Source organism: Paenibacillus violae (genome assembly GCF_032461945.1).
Classification (GTDB): domain Bacteria; phylum Bacillota; class Bacilli; order Paenibacillales; family NBRC-103111; genus Paenibacillus_E; species Paenibacillus_E violae.
On sequence record NZ_JAWCUD010000006.1, the window covers coordinates 390,820 to 407,122 of the forward strand.

Genomic DNA, 16,303 nt, shown 5'->3' on the forward strand with positions numbered 1-16,303 from the left:
ACAATTCACCATCACGAGCTGACCTATATTTTGAAAGGCAGCAGTGAAAGGAGGTACCCATGGACATATTCAAAAGAATTTCGGAGCATCGTACGGAGAAGGATGCATTGAGCTGGACCGGTACGTTCGCGGAGTACATAGAATTGCTTCGCAAAAATCCTGGACTCGCAAGAACTGCACATTCCAGAGTCTATGATATGATTGCTTCGCAAGGGATTAATGATCAATCCGGGCACAAGTCTTACAAATTTTTCAACCAAGAGATTTTTGGTCTGGATCGAGCGATTGAGAAGCTGGTAGAAGAATATTTCCACTCCGCTGCCCGTCGATTGGATGTTCGTAAACGTATTTTGCTACTAATGGGTCCTGTAAGCGGTGGTAAATCCACAATTGTGACAATGCTAAAACGTGGGTTGGAGCAGTTTGCCAAAACAGACTTAGGGGCCGTCTATGCAATCAAAGGGTGCCCGATGCACGAGGAGCCGCTTCATCTTATTCCGATGGAATTGCGCCCCGAAATCGAGCGAGAGTTAAATGTGAAAATCGAAGGCAGCTTATGCCCGTCCTGCCAAATGCGTTTGAAAACTGACTACAACGGATGCATTGAAGACGTCTTGGTGGAGCGTGTATTTGTATCCGAGGAAGGCCGTGTCGGTATCGGGACGTTCAGTCCATCGGATCCCAAATCACAAGATATCGCCGATCTGACGGGTAGCATCGACTTCTCGACGATCACGGAGTTCGGTTCCGAGTCCGATCCGCGTGCTTACCGGTTCGATGGGGAGCTCAATAAGGCCAATCGCGGGATCATGGAGTTCCAGGAAATGCTGAAATGCGATGAGAAGTTCCTCTGGAACTTACTCTCACTAACGCAGGAGGGGAATTTCAAAGCGGGCCGCTTCGCGCTCATTAGTGCCGACGAGTTGATCGTTGCGCATACGAATGAAACGGAGTACAAATCCTTTATTGCCAATAAAAAGAATGAAGCGTTGCAATCCAGGATGATTGTCATGCCGATTCCGTATAACCTTCGGGTATCCGATGAAGAGAAAATTTACTACAAGCTCATCGGACAGAGCGATATGTCGCACATTCACACAGCCCCGCACTCGTTACGTGTGGCTGCCATCTTCTCCATCATGACCCGTTTGAAGGAAACGAAGAAGCAAGGGATGGATTTGGTCAAAAAGATGCGGATGTACGACGGCGAAGTCGTCGAAGGCTATAAAGAGGCTGATCTGAAAGAAATGCAAAATGAATTCCAAGAAGAAGGCATGAGCGGTATCGATCCACGTTATGTCATCAACCGGATTTCGAGCGCTCTGATCAGGCAGGATCTTCAGTGCATTAACGCGCTGGATGTCTTGCGTGCCCTCAAAGATGGCCTGGATCAGCATCCGTCGATTACGAAGGATGAGCGTGAACGGTACCTCAACTTCATTTCCGTCGCGCGTAAAGAATACGATGATATCGCCAAAAAAGAAGTGCAAAAAGCCTTCGTCTATTCCTTCGAAGAGTCGGCCAAAACCATTTTCGACAACTATCTCGATAATATTGAGGCTTACTGCAACTGGGGCAAAATCAAGGATCCGCTCACCGGTGAGGAGATGGATCCGGATGAGCGCCTGATGCGCTCCATTGAGGAACAAATCGGCATTTCCGAAAATGCGAAAAAAGCGTTCCGGGAAGAAATTCTGATCCGTATTTCCTCCTATTCGCGGAAAGGCCGGAAATTCGATTACAGCAGCCACGAACGCCTGCGTGAAGCCATTGAGAAGAAGCTGTTTGCCGATCTGAAAGACATCGTGAAGATTACGACATCGTCGAAAACACCGGATGAGAAGCAGTTGAAGAAAATTAACGATGTGACGAAGCAGTTAATTGATGAGCACGGGTATTGCCCTGTGTGCGCCAATGAGTTGCTGCGGTATGTGGGAAGCTTGCTGAACAGATAATTTAAGCCTGAAGCGCGGGTGGCGCTTCGGGCTTTTTTATTGGTGTGGGGTATTTTCTCCGCCAAGTGTCCCAGTAACGCTGAATTCTTAGCAGGTATGTTAGCTATATCTGTACTTATACGGTAAATAGGAACACGGAATCTAGCAATCTATCATATACTATTTTAACTTCGAGCAAGGGAGGTGTAACAGATAATGAACGGGAACTTCATGAAAAAAACGGGGATTATTTTCTTGTTTTTTATAAGCTTAATGGCTGCGCTCATGACTTGGCAAATGAATATATTATCAAACTTTGGGGGGATATGCATAATCGGATTTTGTTTCGGCGCAGCTACGCTAATGTGGTTGGATGTGCTGGACGTCAACGAGGCCATTCAACGATCTGTAAAAAAGGATGACAAACGAACAAAAGCCGAACACTGAACCTCCAAAGGACAATTCCCCCCAGAATAAATCCAATGAACCGAGCAAATCATCCGATCTTTTCGGATTTGGCAGGATGATGGACAAACTTCCCCTTCACAAGCTTTCAGCCCGTATGGCGTATTGCATGTTTTTTGATTTGCTCCTCCTCTTATTTGTCATCATTTTGCGTGTAACGGGAACCAAAGTGAATGATTTCCCCAATGCCTGGGATTTTCGATTTATTGTTATGACGACGATTATTGTTTTTTTTGTTGGACTTTGCGATCTTATGAGTGTTCGGAAAAAATAGGTTGTATGGCAATTTATCAAAAAAACCGGGCTCATCCTGATGGATGTGTCCGGTTTTATTTTCGCCCAATTTGAGTAAACTAATCACCAACTAGGCATTTACACATACAGTGTATTAGGCATTTCAACTACACAAGAATGTGAGTGATCCTTTAATGACGAATCAGGAAGAACTTGAATTTCGTCCGCCAGTTGGTGGCGGTTTACATGGCGGAGGCATCGGACATGGTGGAATCGGTGGCCCAGGACATGTCGGCGGTATTGGAGGTATCGGCGGCATCGGGCACGGCATTGGCCATGGACCGGGCTTCGGACCTGGATTCGGCCATGGCTTTCATGGCGGTTTCTTCCCTGGCGGTGGCTTTAATGCACTTCCGTGGCTAGTAGCTCCACTTGTATACAGTGCGGCTGATTCTTACTACCCATATCCATATCCGTACCCATATCCGTATCCTTATCCCTACCCGCCTAATCCCTACTATCCATATCCCCCAGGCTATCCTGGGATCTAACACGAACATTACAACCGAGGAAGTTCTCTCAGGAGAGTCCTCGGTTTTTCCCTTGTTTGATGGACTGTTCCATTAAAAGATATTAATCGTGTCACATAAAATAACAATATTCTGGGGTTGAATTCAGAAGTCATTCCAAGATTTAGATGATTTTAATGGTCGTATGTTATATTACATAACACGAAAATCAAAATTTCTTGACAGGTTATAAATCTCCTGATAATATCGTATTATTAACACCGAGGGATTAATTAATAACGTATTCTTTGAATGAACTACTTATTTTACATAATTACATGTATTTTCGTCATTTTTTTTATTTAGTTAATAACACCAGTGGAGTAATTAAAGGGTGGTAAAGAAATGGATATTAGCAAGCATGATCAGGAGTTTATAAAGAAGAAAAATAAGAATATGGTGCTCGACCTCATTAAGAGCAGCCGCCCGATATCCAGAGCGAAGATTGCTAAGCTCACCTCGATGAGCGCCACTTCTGTAGGTCGTATCGTCAACGATCTTTGTCAAATCGGCCTGGTCAAGGAGACGGAGCAATACTCTTCAGGTGTAGGAAGAAAAGCGACGATGCTGGATATTGATGCCGGTTCCGTACTCACAATCGGTGTCGAAATGGATAAAGGAGTAATCAAAATAGGGATCGTCGACTTTGACGGTCACATGATTGCTGAGAATACAATAACGAGGCTTTATCACTTGGATGAACCGGTTAAGGTGGCGCGTGAGCTTTCCGAGTACATTCAAGAGCTTATTGAACGCAATGAGATTATTATTTCTAAAATCATCGGAATCGGAATTGGCGTTCCGGGAATCATCGATACGGATAAGGGGACGATTATTTTCTCATCGCAATTAGGATGGGAGAATGTCCATTTCGCTGCTTTGGTAGAGTCACATCTTAATATTCCGACGGTTATCGATAATGACCTGAAAGTCAAGGCGCTGGGTGAAACATACTACGGTTTCGTTAAAGGATCCAAAAGAGCGGTATTGCTTGGTTTTGGCAGCGGAGTCGGTTCTGCACTCGTCATTGATGGTACGGTTTACCGGGGAGAATCAAATATCGCAGGTGAGATCGGTCATTCAACCGTTGACCCGAATGGCATGCTATGCGAGTGCGGGAAACGTGGTTGTCTGCAAACGTATATTGCTGATTTCACCATCATTCAGGAAGCCAATAAAGTTAAGCCGGTAACCAGCATTAAGGAGATTTTTGACAGTGCTCATAATAACGAGACATGGGCTGTGCAAATTATTGACCGTGCCTGCACGTATATTGCGATTACCGTCAGCAATGTTGTGTGCATGTATAACCCGGACACGATCATTCTCGGTGGGCATTTGATTGAGCAGCATGCAGAAATGCTTGAAACTGTGAAACAAAAAATAAATCAATTTATATGGGGACCATTTAATGGAACCTATAAGCTGGTTAGTTCCAAATTGCATAGTAATGCCGTGATGATCGGAGCGGCAACCCTTGCGCTGCAGCAGCGTTTGGATCATGAAATGTAACTTAGGAGGAAGTCATATGGATCAAGTATTGCTGGAAGAGTATCGCGGAGACACGCTCGAATGCGTGCATCGGGGGCACATTTGCGGAGTTTCTTATACGGGGGATGTGAAGTATGTTGTCGGTGATACGAATGCTGTCACGTTCTTAAGATCTGCTGGCAAGCCATTTCAAGCAATTCCCGTGCTGCGCCATGGCGCTGATGTCCACTTCGGATTAACCGGTAAGGAAACGGCCATCATGATGGGCTCTCATCGCGCCGAGCCTTTTCATGTAGATGCGCTAGAGTCCATGTTGAGAAAAATTGGTGTGACGGAAGACGGGCTTGTCTGCCACCCGACTTACCCGCTTAGCGTCTACGCGACAGAGGATTTGCTTCGCCATCAAGCGCCTAAGCGTTCAATTTATCATAATTGCTCCGGCAAACATCTGGGGATTCTAGCACTGTGTAAAATGATGGGATATCCCTTGGAGACCTATTATGAGCCTCAACACCCGGCGCAGATAGAGATATTGGAAACGCTATCATACCTATCCGAATGTGCGATTGACGAGATTGAGCTAGGCACTGATGGCTGCGGGTTCCCCGTGTTTGCCATTCCTTTGAGAAACTTGGCAACCGCTTTTCTTAAGTTGGCCTGCCCGGAACTCATAGAGGATGCAGCGATCCGTACAGCTGTCGAGAAGATGGTGGGGCTCATGAATGAGCACTATGAGATGGTAGCTGGTTCTGATCGCATTTGTTCGGCTCTACTCATGGATCCGAATATTGTAGCGAAAGGTGGGGCCAAAGGCGTCTATTGCTTCGGGCTAAAAAAAGAAAAGCTGGCCTTCGCCTTGAAAGTGCTGGACGGTTCCGAGGACGAATGGCCGTTAATCGTCGCGTCGATTTTGGAGCAAATCCATTACGACAATCTCAACACGATTCAGAGCATGTATGAGCTCGCACCCATAGAAATCAAGAATGATAACAAGAAAATTATTGGTCGCAACACAGCTGTCTTTACGCTTCAAATTCACTCATAAGTGATATGAGCATTGTCGGATAAGCACGATTTACGCTCCGGCAAGTTACATATATAAATTTCGAGGAACAATCGGGAGGGGTTATTTTGAAAAAAAGAATGTCAACAATGGTGATGAGCATGGTTCTTGTACTGACGGTCGGACTTGTCGGCTGCTCCAGCGAACCTGCAGGAAATTCAAGTAATGCAGCTCAAAGTTCAGGCAAAAAAGAAAAAATTACGTATTTAGATCCGCTTCCAAGCCCAGAGCGAACAGCACTCATGCAAGATTTCATCAAACAATTCCAAACCAAAAACCCGAACATTGAAGTCGAATACACGTCCGTTCCTTGGGATGATGCGAATAAGAAATGGATGGCTCTAGGTGCTGCCAAACAGCTTCCGGATGTCATCAGCATCGACGATACATCTCTCGTGGCCATGTCTGCTGCCGGTTATATCGAAAATCTACAGCCTTATTACGATAAATGGGATCAAGTAGGCAACCTAACTGAGGCGTTCAAGCAGGCAAGAAACAAGTATCAGGACAAAGTTTATGCAATTCCCGATGGATTTTTGCTCCAAGGTCTATTTATTCGTAGCGACTGGTTCAAAGAAAGTAACTTGCCGGAGAAAATCGATACATGGGACGATTACTTCAAGCTTTCCCAACAGCTAACGGATGCTTCCAAAGGACACTATGGCATTTCATTCCGTGGCGGTGCGAACGGTATTCTTAGAGCGATGGAATACGTTATGGCGGCGACGCACAGCGAGAGTTGGTTCGACAAAGACGGCAAATCCATCCTTTATAAACCGGAAGGGCAAGCGGCATTTAAGAAGTTTTATGATATCTATCTAAACGGTAATTCTCCTAAAGAGTCGATCAACTGGGGCTTTAATGAAATGGTGCAGGGCTTCTTAAACGGGCAGACAGCCATCCTGAATCAAACCCCTGAAGTTATTGTCACAGCTCAAAAGAACATGAAGGAAGGCACTTGGAACGTAGTTCCTATGCCAAAATCCGATGACGGCAAACGTTATATTTTCTGGGGATACACAGCTGCATACGCGATGGCTGCCAACTCTGAACACAAAGATTCAGCTTGGAAGTTTATCCAGTTCCTAAGCTCCCCAGAGATCAATTTACAATATAGCATTAAAAATTCAAGCATCCCGATTTATAAGGATAATTTGAAAGATCCGTTCTTCAGCAAAGGTCCAATTGCCGGATATGCGGGTGCTATGGCTGACTCCAACATTGTATTTGCCGGACCGCCGAGCCATCTGACCAAGCTGGGTCAATTCTCAGGTACATTTGCTGTACAAGAGACCCAAAAATATTTGAGTAAAACCCAATCCCTCGAGGATACCATTAAGCATTTGGCTGATTTCCTGACTAAGGAGCAGCAAGATTATTTGAAAACTAATAAATAGTAACATTTAGAAGCAGACAACCGGGGCGGAGTTCTGTACCGGTTGTCTTTTCCTTATCCGATAGGGAGGTGAAGCGGCTTTGAAATTGAGATTGAAACTATGGGAACCTTACTTGCTTATTGCTCCAGCTATCTTGATCCTGTTAGCTTTTTTTGCATATCCGCTGCTCCAGGGCTTGAAGTTAGCCTTCATGCACTATATCTTGTTTGAACCAAACGATGTTCGTTTTTCTGGTTTGGAGAACTTTAAAGCCATACTTACTGACAACAATATCGTTCGCATTTTGTGGAATTCCTTGCTGTGGGTCGTGCTGACGGTCGGTCTGCAATTCGTTCTCGGATTTATTCTGGCCCAGGCTTTGAATACGAAGTTTAGAGGAAAAAACATCTACCAATCGGTTGTATTTCTACCATGGGCGGTCTCTGCTTTTTTGATCGGGATGATTTTCAAGTGGATGTTCAGTGAGCAAAACGGTTTGATTAACTATCTGTTAATAAAGCTGGGAATCGTGGAGAAGGGCATTTCGTTTTTGGCGCTTCCTGGGATTTCGATATTTCCTATCATTATCGCGATGGTTTGGTACGGCGTACCCTTCTTTGGAATCATGCTGCTGGCCGCTTTGCAATCGGTGCCGAAGGATATTTACGAATCCGCAGATATCGATGGTGCCGGCCGATGGACGAAGTTATTCTTCGTGACCATTCCGTTCATTAAGTCGACGATCATCCTTACCGTTTTGCTTCGAGTGATATGGGTGTTCAACTCAGCGGATCTTATTTATATCATGACCAATGGGGGGCCAGCTAACACATCGCATAATCTGTCATCGTACATATTCAATCAGATTTCCTATACGACGGATTTCGGGCAAGCGTCCGCTCTTGGCGTACTCATGTTGATTATCCTAATTCTCTATACGTTAATTTTCCTTCTTGCAACCAAATATGACGATGCAGGTGATTTTTAAAATGACTTCCTTCGGACGAAAAACGACTCCTGAACTAGTTCGATTTGTTGTACTGTTGCTTTTTGCGTTAGGTACGCTGCTTCCTTTTTATTGGATTATGGTGACTTCTTTAAAAACAAGACAAGAAATATATAGCGGACAATTGACTTTGTGGCCCAAGGCACTGACGTGGGTGAACTATGTGGATACGCTGCAAAACACAAGTTTTCCCCGCTATTTATTGAACAGCTTTACAGTCAGCATGAGTAGTTCAATTCTGGTTCTGCTTGCTTCCATCTTGGGAGGATACAGTTTGGCCAGATATCAGTTTAAGGGTAAAAAATTTGTGCTCGTCTCCTTTTTGGCTACTCAAATGGTGCCGGTCATGGTCATCCTGGTGCCTTTGTTTATTACCTTTGGCCAAATCCATTTATTGAATAAGCTGCCCGCATTGATTATTACTTACACGGCGATGAATATCCCATTTTGCTTGATTACGATGTCCAGTTTCTTTCAGCGAATTCCGGTTTCTTTGGAAGAAGCGGCCATGATTGATGGCTGCAATAAATTCCAGACCATGTCTAAAGTTGTGCTGCCGATGATGCAGCCGGGTATCGTGGCGACATTTGTATTTGCTTTTATTGGTGCTTGGAACGATTTGTTCTTCGGGGTTATGTTCACAAACAGCGAATCTGCCAAGACGGTTCCTGTCGGTCTCAGCAGTTTTGTTCAGAAATTCGATATCAATTGGGGGCAAATGAGTGCGGCAGGCATCATATCACTCATTCCTGTCGTTATTATGTTTGCCATCGTGCAAAAATATATCGTTGCGGGTTTAACGCAAGGAGCAGTGAAAGGTTAGGTGAAGCGTGTGCTGCTCGAAGTTATTGCTACTAGTGTGAGGGACGTTATTGCAGCTGAACGGAGTGGTGCCGATCGGATCGAACTCATCACCGGCATGTTGGAAGGCGGGCTAACGCCAAGTTACGGGCTAATCGAAGCGGCGGTTAAAGCTACCAAGCTGCCCGTTCAGGTGATGATCAGACCTCACAGCTATTCTTTTTTCTATGATCGTCTGGATGTTGCTGCCATGATTACGGATATCCGCATGGTCAAACAACTTGGGGCGGCTGGCGTGGTGTTAGGTGCGCTGACTCCAGACCGGCGTCCGGATGTGGAAGTGTTGGCAAGATTGTTAGAAGAGGCGGAGGGGCTCTCCGTTACCTTCCATCGTGCATTCGATGAAGTTCGGGATGTTCATGAAGCGTTAGATGAGCTGGAGAAGTTCAAGCAAATCGATCGTATCCTTACCTCGGGCGGCAAACCCAATGTTTTGGATGCCGTTCAGGAGATGAAGCATCTGGTCGCTTGGAGTCAAAAGACGTCCATCCGGATTTTAGCGGGAAGCGGGCTTACGATTGCGTCCTTGCCTGCATTTGTAGCCGAAACAGGAGTTCAAGAAGTACATTTCGGAAAAGGTGTACGAGTGAATGGCGATCCGCTTAGCCCGATTGATCCCGTTCGGATCCAACAGATTAAAGAACATAGGTACGAGTCTACCAAGACAGATGTATGAAGGAGCAGCTATGACAATTGACGGGTACTTTTTAGGGATAGATATTGGTGGAACCAAAATGTTGGCAGCCTTGGTGGACGCTCAAGGGCGTGTAGTAATCAAAGATCAACAGCCTACTTTGGCCGCTGAAGGTGAGCAAGAAGTTATTAGAAGGCTGATCCTTATGATTGAGTCGTTGCTGTCTTCTGTACCCAATCTTCATGCTCGCAGTATTTTGAGTCTAGGTATCGCAACTGCGGGTATACTTGATATGGATACGGGAACGATTGTTCTTTCAACAAATTTAGGTTGGAAAAATGTTGCCTTAGGGCCGATATTGGAACGGAAATTCGGTATTCCAGTCCGCTTAATCAATGATGCAAGTGCAGCAGCGTTGGGTGAGTGGATCGTTGGAGCAGGTAAAGGAACAGAGGACTGTTTGTATGTAACCGTGTCCACGGGAATAGGGGGCGGTGTCATAAGCGGTGGCCACTTGCTGCTCGGTGCTTCGAATAATGCAGCGGAGATCGGCCACATCAGCATTGATCGGAAAGGGCCTGCATGCAAGTGCGGGAATAAAGGGTGTGTTGAGATGTATGCATCCGGCAATTCAATAGCACGTATAGCCGCTGAAGATATTATTGCAGGCAAGGTACTAACTGCACCGCTGGCCGAGATGGCCGGACATGATCCGAACAGGGTTACTGCGAAACTGGTGGCAAAAGCTGCCTCAAGCGGTGACCCCTATGCCATCTCTTTGCTGAAAGAGGCGGGGGAAGCGCTTGGGACAGCGATGGTAACGTTCATTCATTTGTTCAATCCGGAAATCATCATTTTCGGTGGCGGCGTATCTTTAAGCGGGGACGTGCTCTTCGAGCCTATGTGGAACACGATTCAGAAGCTTGGAATCGAAGATATGGTGAAGGATGTAAAAATGGCTCGCTCATCTCTCGGTGTAGATGCAGGGGCAATCGGCGCTGCATTATTATGGAAGTATGAAAATCAAGCCGTTATCATTTAAATGGTATTATTAGAATCGTTAGCGAGGTAAAGGTAGGAGAGGAGAATTCGATTGAAAATTGAAGTTTTACCTTCCGAAGAAATTAAAACTAGAGTTGCGGACCTGCTATCGGAACAGATTAAGCGCAATCCCAAATCGGTGCTTGGCATGACCACGGGCTCATCACCTATAAAATATGGGATCTATCAAGAGTGGATCCGGCGGGAGCAAGCTGGTGAGTTTTCCTTTCATGAAGCAAGATTCATTAACCCTGATGAACTGGTCGGCATTCCGGCTGATCATCCGGAGAGTTATCGAACCTATATGCAAGAGCATTTGTTTGGTCAGCTTCAGACGCTTCGATACGAGCCGCAAATTCCCGATGGCAGTTCAACGGATCTGAAGGCTGAATGCCTTAGATTTGATCAATTGTTAGCTGATCTAGGTTACGTCGATTGGCAGCTTATGGGGTTAGGCTTAAACGGACATATTGCTTTTATCGAACCAAGCAATCATATACCGGCGAAAACGTATGTTTCGCAACTGTTTGTAGAGAACAGACCTGTTCACTCGCCGCATTTTCGTTCCGAAGAAGAGGTGCCCAAGCAATCGATAACAATCGGTTTGGAAGCCGTTATGAAAGCGCGGAACATCGTTCTGGTTGCTACAGGCGACAATAAAGCCGAGATGGTGGCAAAAGCTTTTGCTGGGCCAATAACAACTAGCGTTCCAGCGTCATTTTTACAGCTGCATGCGAGTGCGACGATTATTCTCGATGCTGCGGCTGCTTCGAAACTGTCGTTGTAACTAACCTTTGCTTTTAAGTGCCGTGAAAATCGCGGATTTTTCAATAAATTTATATTTTTAGGGGGTAAGCGGAGCTTACCCCTTATTTATTGTACTTGGTTCAAACGAGAAGAGAATGAGAAATCGTTAATGTTAAAAGGGCCGCTTTTTTTCCATATACCCATGCCATTTTTTCCATCGGACATATGATAATTCATACATTCGGTTAATGGAGATGAGTACATGCTGATGTCAGGAAGCGTCGCGTTGAGTAGTTCAACCCAAATTGATGTGTTAATCCCAGCGATCGAGAAGGATTTGGGAACACTTCCTATGGTGATTGATGCCGTACGGAAGTATGTGAAACATCCAATTGGTGAAATCATCATTGTTGCCCCGCGAAAGGCGAGAATTATGGAGCTTTGTCAACGAAAGGGATGCAGGTTCGTTCATGAGGACACAGTTCTCCCTATAACGAAGAAGGACATCCACTATGAATCCAAAACATGGGAGCGATCCGGCTGGCTTTATCAACAACTGCTGAAGCTTAACGGTGACAGGCTCTGCACATCCAAGTACTACTTGGTGATTGATGCGGACACAGTTCTCATTCGCCCGCATGTTTTTAAAGTAGGATCCAAGACCGTGTTTTATTGCCGGGACTGGAGTCAGAGTGAATATTTTAAAACCTATCGCAAACTAATGGGCAGAGGACGCTCGTCCCGTCGGTCGTTTGTTACCCACTATATGCTGTTTGAAAGAGAGAAAGTGGCAAAGCTGAAAAGCACGATTGAAACGAAGCACAACAGAAGCTGGTATTCGGCTATTTTGGCCAGTATGAATAAATCCAAGCAGTTTGCTTTCTCGGAATTTGAAACTTACGGTAATTTCCTCTACGCGTCCGCTCCGCACAACATGATCTTGAAGTCGGCATTGAACAAAAGTTTAAGTCTGAACGCTTCACGCATTTCATCTACTGTCAGGGCTCTTGCGAGGCATTACAGATCAATTTCCCTTCATAAACGCAAGGGTTATGTAAAAGCCAGGAAGGTAAGGTCCTGATGACGTCTTATCATGTGACCTGGGAAGGACCTGTCCATAAAGCCAGTGGTCTTGGTTATGCGAGTAGAGCCTATGCACGGGCACTTACGCGCCAGGGTGTTGTGGTGAGTTGGGGATTGTCTGGTCCCAAAGGAAGGTCTGCTCATGGCAAAAAGGTGCTTATCTATAACCATCTTCCCAATCATATAAATTTCAAGGCGGCGCGAAGCAGATACGATACTATTATTCTGAACACGGTATGGGAGACTAGCAGAACGCCAAGGAATTGGCTGCCTAATATGAACAAATTCGATGCGATCTGCGTCCCCTCCCAGCATAACAAGGTGGCATTGCGAAATAGCGGTGTGAAGGTGCCGATTTATATTGTTCCTCATGGCGTAGATACGAAGGTTTTCCATCCTGATAATAAAAAGCTGTCACTACCGCGTGCGGCAGGTAAGTTTACGTTCGTGTCCGTATTTGGCTTCCAGCATCGCAAGAATCCAGAGGCTCTGTTAAGGGCGTACTGGGAAGAGTTTTCGTCTCAGGATAATGTCATTCTCGTTATCAAAACCAATGGATACGCGGCCTATGAGACAGAGCGATGGATAAAAAAGCAAATTCTGCAATACCAAAAGAGATTAGGTTTTCAAAAGTCAACAGCTCCCGTTGTCGTGATTGCACACCGACTTCTTGAAAGTCAGTTGAAAGGTCTTTACACGCTTGGCGATGCTTTTGTCCTTCCTACTCGTGGTGAAGGCGTCGGTTTGCCTTTTTTAGAATCGCTGGCTAGCGGTGTCCCTGTCATTGCGACCGGTTGGGGAGGGCAAATGGATTTCTTGACGACTCGTAATTCGTTCCTTCTCCCCTATCGGCTCAAAAGTCCTGCGGCTAGTATGAAAAGTCGGCATGCGATCTCGCGCTCATTCAGCTATCTGTTTGCCCAGAAAGGACAAAGATGGGCGGAAGCCGATCGGCATGCGCTAAGGCGGAAGATGCGGCAAGCCTACCAAAACCCTGAGCTTTGCAAGGAGAAAGGACGCCAAGGCCGAAGAGATGTACTTGATTTATCCTGGAATCGAGCAGGGGTGTTAATGAAGCAGGTTATAGAAAAGGTAATTCGTTCAAAGCACTAAGGGGAAGTGTTATGTCTCCCAGAAAGGGGCATTTGACTTGCGTATTGTACTATTGTGCGGTGGCTCTGGTAAAAGGTTATGGCCGTTATCCAACGAGATCCGCTCTAAGGTGTTTCTTAAACTTTTGAAATCGGACAATGGGACGAGAGAATCGATGATTGGACGCATATGCCGACAATTGGATGAAGTAGGTTTGCTACCATTCACGAGCATTATCACTCATAGCAGCCAAGTGGAAATTACGAGAAAGCATGTGGGCGAATACATTCCTATCATTAGCGAACCGTTTAAAAGAGGAACGTTTGCGGCTGTCGCACTGGCTTCCTGTTATCTGCATGAGCAGATGCAAGTAGATCCGAGCGAAACGATATGTATCCTCCCAGTGGACACTTTTGCGGATTCGGCGTTTTTCGGGATGCTTCATCGCTTTCCGGATATTCTGTCACAGTCGCAGGCGGAGCTTGCCCTTCTTGGAACGAAGCCTCAACACCCCTCTAACCAATTCGGCTATATTGTTCCAGAGCGTTTAATGGAGAAGGATGATTATGCCCTCGTTCGGCAATTCGTAGAGAAGCCTAATGAGCAATTGGCTGGCTTGTTGATTGAGCAGCATGCGTTGTGGAACTGCGGAGTTTTTGCTTTTAGTTTGAAGTATATGCTGGATCATGTGGCGAAAAAGGCGCTGCCTACTCAGGTTGACAAGTGGCTAGCCTGTTACGAGCAGCTTGCTACGGCAAGCTTTGATCAAGAGGTCGTGGAGTACTCTAACCATGTAGCCGTTATGGGGTATGAGGGTTTATGGAATGATTTGGGAAGTTGGAAGGCGATTACAGGTTATTTTGAGAATCAGGTCATTGGCAACGGCCGCATATCAGACGATTCCACCAATACACATATGATTAATGAGCTCCCCTATCCAATTGAAGTGATTGGCGTACCCGATGTGATTGTTGCGGCAAGTTTAGATGGTATTCTTATTGCTGCCAAGGATCAAGCTAATCTAATTAAGGATAAGTTAAATGCTGTACCTCAGTTTCCCAGATATATAGAGAATAGGTGGGGGACCTGTCGGGTCTTGGATTTTTGGACGGATGAACAGGGAACGGAGGTTATGATTAAAAGAGTGGAGATGTCCCAAGGGATGCAAACGAGTTATCATCTCCATCACACACGGAAAGAGATCGTGACGATTTTATCGGGTGAAGCAGAAATCTTATTGGATCATAAACTGTACAGGCTTCAGGCGGGCGATGTTAGACAAATTCCTATCAACGTTGGACATGGCATCAAGGCTGTCACCCAGCTTGAGTTGATAGAGGTTCAGTTGGGGATGGCATTGAAGGAGGACGATTGTCTTCGTTTGTTAAATAACTGGTAGCTGTTGGAAAAGAGCTTATCGCTGGTTGAATCGGCGCATGAGCTCTTTTGTGTTGTGCATCCACATTTTCAAACAAAATAGCGAAAAAATAGAACAAATACACGATACAAGATAGTTCGATCAGCCTGACGTACATATTTCGAAAAAGAATGCACCATTTTCAAATATATGTCTCGAGCATCAGGATCTGTGGAGATTTGCCGTGATGTCTACCTGCTTGCGCGCAGCAAGAACCATATCCGGGTTGTGTTCAACCGCCAGGAATTATCGGAAGATAAGCGACAAGCCACCATTCGTTGTGAGATTGAAGCATAATAAAAGCCCATACCCCTCAGCATGTTTTTGAGGGGCTTTTGTTTCATCGCCCATGAAAGTGACCCGGCAAATGCAGAAAGTGTAAGCAAGAGTGAACATATATTTATATTGGAAAAATAAAACATTGCATTTCAATTATGATACATGGTATATTAGCAATCCGGTCGCAAGACAGACAGATTAAAGTTAATTTAAAAAAAGAAGTTGCAATATAAAAGTTAGTGTGGTATATTACTTTTCGCTGCTTCGGTAACACGGCAGCGAGCGAAAGAAATTGATCTTTGAAAACTGAACAACGAGTGAGTAAGCACAGTCGAGTAATCGACTATAAATGAGATGAATAATCTCGCTAGCAAGTCAATGAGCTATTCAGCTTTCAATAAAGGATAAGCAATTGTCCAACTATTATGGAGAGTTTGATCCTGGCTCAGGACGAACGCTGGCGGCGTGCCTAATACATGCAAGTCGAGCGGAGCACTTCGGTGCTTAGCGGCGGACGGGTGAGTAACACGTAGGCAACCTGCCTATAAGACTGGGATAACTATCGGAAACGATAGCTAAGACCGGATAACTGGTTTTCTCGCATGAGAGAATCATGAAACACGGAGCAATCTGTGGCTTATAGATGGGCCTGCGGCGCATTAGCTAGTTGGTGAGGTAACGGCTCACCAAGGCGACGATGCGTAGCCGACCTGAGAGGGTGAACGGCCACACTGGGACTGAGACACGGCCCAGACTCCTACGGGAGGCAGCAGTAGGGAATCTTCCGCAATGGACGCAAGTCTGACGGAGCAACGCCGCGTGAGTGATGAAGGTTTTCGGATCGTAAAGCTCTGTTGCCCTAGACGAACAGCAAGGTGAGTAACTGCACTTTGTGTGACGGTATAGGAGAAGAAAGCCCCGGCTAACTACGTGCCAGCAGCCGCGGTAATACGTAGGGGGCAAGCGTTGTCCGGAATTATTGGGCGTAAAGCGCGCGCAGGCGGTTAATTA

At 45.7% G+C, this 16,303-nt stretch carries 16 protein-coding genes and 1 rRNA gene; all 17 read left to right on the forward strand.

What is annotated here, in order from left to right:
- Positions 1 to 59: 59 nt before the first annotated feature.
- Positions 60 to 1,955, forward strand: a complete 1,896-nt coding sequence (locus RQP52_RS19630; protein ID WP_157319472.1) for a PrkA family serine protein kinase — start codon at positions 60 to 62, stop codon at positions 1,953 to 1,955.
- A 195-nt stretch (positions 1,956 to 2,150) separates the two neighbouring features.
- The gene (locus tag RQP52_RS19635; RefSeq protein WP_315953425.1) at positions 2,151 to 2,381 is read left to right on the forward strand and encodes a hypothetical protein; all 231 of its coding nucleotides are present in this window, start codon (positions 2,151 to 2,153) and stop codon (positions 2,379 to 2,381) included.
- Between the two features lie 115 nt (positions 2,382 to 2,496).
- On the forward strand, positions 2,497 to 2,673 hold the full coding sequence (locus RQP52_RS19640; protein ID WP_315953426.1) for a hypothetical protein: 177 nt from the start codon (positions 2,497 to 2,499) through the stop codon (positions 2,671 to 2,673).
- 139 nt (positions 2,674 to 2,812) lie between these two features.
- Positions 2,813 to 3,184 carry a hypothetical protein gene (locus tag RQP52_RS19645; protein WP_315953427.1) on the forward strand — a complete coding sequence of 124 codons (372 nt, stop codon included), beginning with the start codon at positions 2,813 to 2,815 and terminating at the stop codon, positions 3,182 to 3,184.
- 363 nt (positions 3,185 to 3,547) lie between these two features.
- Positions 3,548 to 4,714 carry an ROK family transcriptional regulator gene (locus RQP52_RS19650; RefSeq protein WP_315953428.1) on the forward strand — a complete coding sequence of 389 codons (1,167 nt, stop codon included), beginning with the start codon at positions 3,548 to 3,550 and terminating at the stop codon, positions 4,712 to 4,714.
- Positions 4,715 to 4,730: 16 nt separating this feature from the next.
- Positions 4,731 to 5,738 carry an asparaginase gene (locus RQP52_RS19655; RefSeq protein ID WP_315953429.1) on the forward strand — a complete coding sequence of 336 codons (1,008 nt, stop codon included), beginning with the start codon at positions 4,731 to 4,733 and terminating at the stop codon, positions 5,736 to 5,738.
- A gap of 86 nt (positions 5,739 to 5,824) precedes the next feature.
- The gene (locus tag RQP52_RS19660; RefSeq protein WP_315953430.1) at positions 5,825 to 7,153 is read left to right on the forward strand and encodes an ABC transporter substrate-binding protein; all 1,329 of its coding nucleotides are present in this window, start codon (positions 5,825 to 5,827) and stop codon (positions 7,151 to 7,153) included.
- A 79-nt stretch (positions 7,154 to 7,232) separates the two neighbouring features.
- A complete protein-coding gene (locus RQP52_RS19665) occupies positions 7,233 to 8,120 on the forward strand; it encodes a carbohydrate ABC transporter permease (protein WP_315953431.1) in 888 nt (295 codons plus the stop codon).
- A gap of 1 nt (position 8,121) precedes the next feature.
- Positions 8,122 to 8,961 carry a carbohydrate ABC transporter permease gene (locus tag RQP52_RS19670; RefSeq protein ID WP_315953432.1) on the forward strand — a complete coding sequence of 280 codons (840 nt, stop codon included), beginning with the start codon at positions 8,122 to 8,124 and terminating at the stop codon, positions 8,959 to 8,961.
- Complete coding sequence (locus RQP52_RS19675) at positions 8,962 to 9,675, forward strand: copper homeostasis protein CutC (protein WP_315953433.1); 714 nt, start codon at positions 8,962 to 8,964, stop codon at positions 9,673 to 9,675. It abuts the gene before it with no gap.
- Between the two features lie 10 nt (positions 9,676 to 9,685).
- A complete protein-coding gene (locus RQP52_RS19680; protein WP_315953434.1) occupies positions 9,686 to 10,675 on the forward strand; it encodes an ROK family protein in 990 nt (329 codons plus the stop codon).
- A 51-nt stretch (positions 10,676 to 10,726) separates the two neighbouring features.
- The gene (locus RQP52_RS19685) at positions 10,727 to 11,461 is read left to right on the forward strand and encodes a glucosamine-6-phosphate deaminase (RefSeq protein ID WP_315953435.1); all 735 of its coding nucleotides are present in this window, start codon (positions 10,727 to 10,729) and stop codon (positions 11,459 to 11,461) included.
- Between the two features lie 222 nt (positions 11,462 to 11,683).
- Entirely contained in the window at positions 11,684 to 12,502 is an 819-nt protein-coding gene (locus tag RQP52_RS19690; RefSeq protein ID WP_379175285.1) for a DUF6492 family protein, read from the forward strand.
- On the forward strand, positions 12,502 to 13,617 hold the full coding sequence (locus RQP52_RS19695) for a glycosyltransferase family 4 protein (RefSeq protein ID WP_315953436.1): 1,116 nt from the start codon (positions 12,502 to 12,504) through the stop codon (positions 13,615 to 13,617). Before RQP52_RS19690 ends, RQP52_RS19695 begins: the two co-directional genes overlap by 1 nt.
- A 37-nt stretch (positions 13,618 to 13,654) precedes the next feature.
- The gene (locus RQP52_RS19700; RefSeq protein WP_315953437.1) at positions 13,655 to 14,995 is read left to right on the forward strand and encodes a sugar phosphate nucleotidyltransferase; all 1,341 of its coding nucleotides are present in this window, start codon (positions 13,655 to 13,657) and stop codon (positions 14,993 to 14,995) included.
- A gap of 168 nt (positions 14,996 to 15,163) precedes the next feature.
- Positions 15,164 to 15,310, forward strand: a complete 147-nt coding sequence (locus RQP52_RS19705) for a hypothetical protein (RefSeq protein ID WP_315953438.1) — start codon at positions 15,164 to 15,166, stop codon at positions 15,308 to 15,310.
- A gap of 404 nt (positions 15,311 to 15,714) precedes the next feature.
- A 16S ribosomal RNA gene (locus RQP52_RS19710) occupies positions 15,715 to 16,303 on the forward strand; the annotation flags it as partial.